Source organism: Mesorhizobium sp. M7A.F.Ca.US.002.01.1.1, assembly GCF_004022955.1.
In the GTDB taxonomy this organism is placed as follows: Bacteria; Pseudomonadota; Alphaproteobacteria; order Rhizobiales; family Rhizobiaceae; genus Mesorhizobium; species Mesorhizobium ciceri.
Genome location: NZ_RZQE01000727.1, coordinates 1 through 2,131, shown reverse-complemented (window position 1 = coordinate 2,131; position 2,131 = coordinate 1). Strand labels below are relative to the sequence as shown.

General features: G+C 60.3%; 1 protein-coding gene. It reads left to right on the top strand.

The genetic code is table 11. From position 1 onward, the window contains the following. Window positions 1-35: 35 nt before the first annotated feature. Window positions 36-2,131, top strand: a 2,096-nt coding sequence (tssM, locus tag EN932_RS34720; protein WP_128369461.1) for a type VI secretion system membrane subunit TssM, incomplete at its 3' end; no start/stop codon positions are given.

Genomic DNA, 2,131 nt, shown 5'->3' with positions numbered 1-2,131 from the left:
GGAGGAGACATTGTGACGACCTGCTGGAAGCATCCATGACGCGTTGGCTGCTGCGGATATTCAGCATGACCGCGCTGATCGGCTTCGCGACGGCCATATGGTTTGCCGGCCCCTTGATCCGCTTTGCCGATAGCCGGCCGCTCGGGCCTGCCTGGCTGCGTGCAACGATCATCGGTGTAATCGTGGCGACGCTGGCGCTTGTTCACGGGCTGCGTTTCTGGCAGGGGAGGAAGGCGCAAAAAGCGCTCGAAACCGTCGTTGCGCACAATGATGACCGCGATGATGACGATGGGCGGCTGCTCGAAGCCCGCATGAATGAGGCCTTGGCGGCGCTCAAAGGGTCGAGCGGCAAGCGCAACTTCCTCTACGACGTCCCCTGGTACGTCGTCATAGGCCCGCCGGGTGCCGGCAAGACAACGGCACTGGTCAATTCGGGGCTGAATTTTCCGCTTGCCGGTTCAGGAGACGCCCAACCGGTGGCCGGCATTGGCGGAACACGTGCCTGCGACTGGTGGTTTACCGACCAGGCCGTGTTGATCGACACCGCAGGTCGCTACACGACGCAGGATTCCAATGCTGAGAGCGACAAGAAGAGCTGGCTCTCCTTCCTGTCACTGCTCAAGAAGCACCGCGCCCGGCAACCGATAAACGGCGTCATCCTGGCCATCAGCCTTGCCGATCTGATGAGCTTCGACGACCGGCAGCTAGATACCCACCTCGCCGAGATACGCAACCGGCTGAGGGAAATCCACGAGACGCTGAAAGTTCAGTTTCCAGTCTATCTGATTTTCACCAAGGCCGATCTTGTCTCCGGTTTCATGGACTACTTCGGCGGTTTCGACGAGTCACGAAGGCGCAAGGTGTGGGGCGCGACATTCCAGACCGCGGAGCGCGACAGGAACATGGCCGCTGGAGCCCCTGCCGAATTCGATGCGCTGGCAAAACGACTGGCCGACGAGATGGCCGACCGCCTCCAGGAAGAGACTGATCCCGTCACGCGCATCTCCATCTTCGGTTTTCCGGCACAGTTCGGCGCACTAAAGGGCCGAGTTACCAGCTTTGTCGCCGCTCTGTTCAATCCCGGACGCAGCCAGGTGAATGTCAGCCTGCGTGGATTGTATTTTTCGTCCGGCACGCAAGAGGGCACGCCTATCGATCAGGTGCTGGGCGCGATCGGCCGCAATTTCGGTGGCAATTCCCGCCCTCACCTTTCTGGAACCGGCAAAAGCTTCTTTTTGCATGATCTGCTGACGGACGTCATTTTTGCCGAATCGGGCTGGGTTTCGTATGACAAATCGGCTGCAAGGCGTGCGGCGATCGTCAGATTTGGTGGCCTGGGTGCCATAACGCTGATCGCCGCCGCCGCACTGGGTACGCTCGCCCTGAGCTTTGCTTCCAACCGGTCGCTGATCGCCTCCACAACGCTGGCCATGGGCCAGTATCGCGAGACGGCGGCCCCGTTGCTCAAGGCCAGCACGGTCACCGATGTCGACCTTGAAAACGTCATCGGCCCGCTTGACCAGTTGCGCGATCTGCCGGCCGGGTATGAAACCGGTGACTTGCCGACACCGTTAGAGGAGACGTTCGGCCTCAGCCAGAGGGAGAGACTTCTTTCGGCATCCAAAACAGCCTATCGGCAGGCGCTGGAGCGACTGCTCCGATCGCGCCTGTTGATCCAGGCCGAGCGGACGATCCAGGCCAAGATGGCCGATCCCGTCGCCCTCTACGAACCGTTGAAAATCTATCTGATGCTTGGCGGCAAGGCACCGAAGGTCGATGACGCTTTGATCGTTTCGTGGATGAAGCGGGACTGGGAGCAGAACCGATATCCGGGCGAAAACAATCGCGAAGGACGCGAGCAGCTCCAAAAGCACCTGCGCGCCATGCTGGCATTGGACGACGCCTATGATCCGGTCTTCGAGCTCAACCAGCCGCTTGTCGAAGCCGCTCAACGTTCACTCGGGCGTATGAGCCTTGCCGATCGCGCTTCGGCCTTGATCAAGTCGGCTATATACGCAGCGGTGCTGGACGATTTTTCACTGTCTCAGAAAGGCGGGCCGGAAGCGCAGCTGCTGTTCGAGCGCATCGATGGCGGCGATCTGTCAGGGCTTCGTATTCCCGGCATCTATAC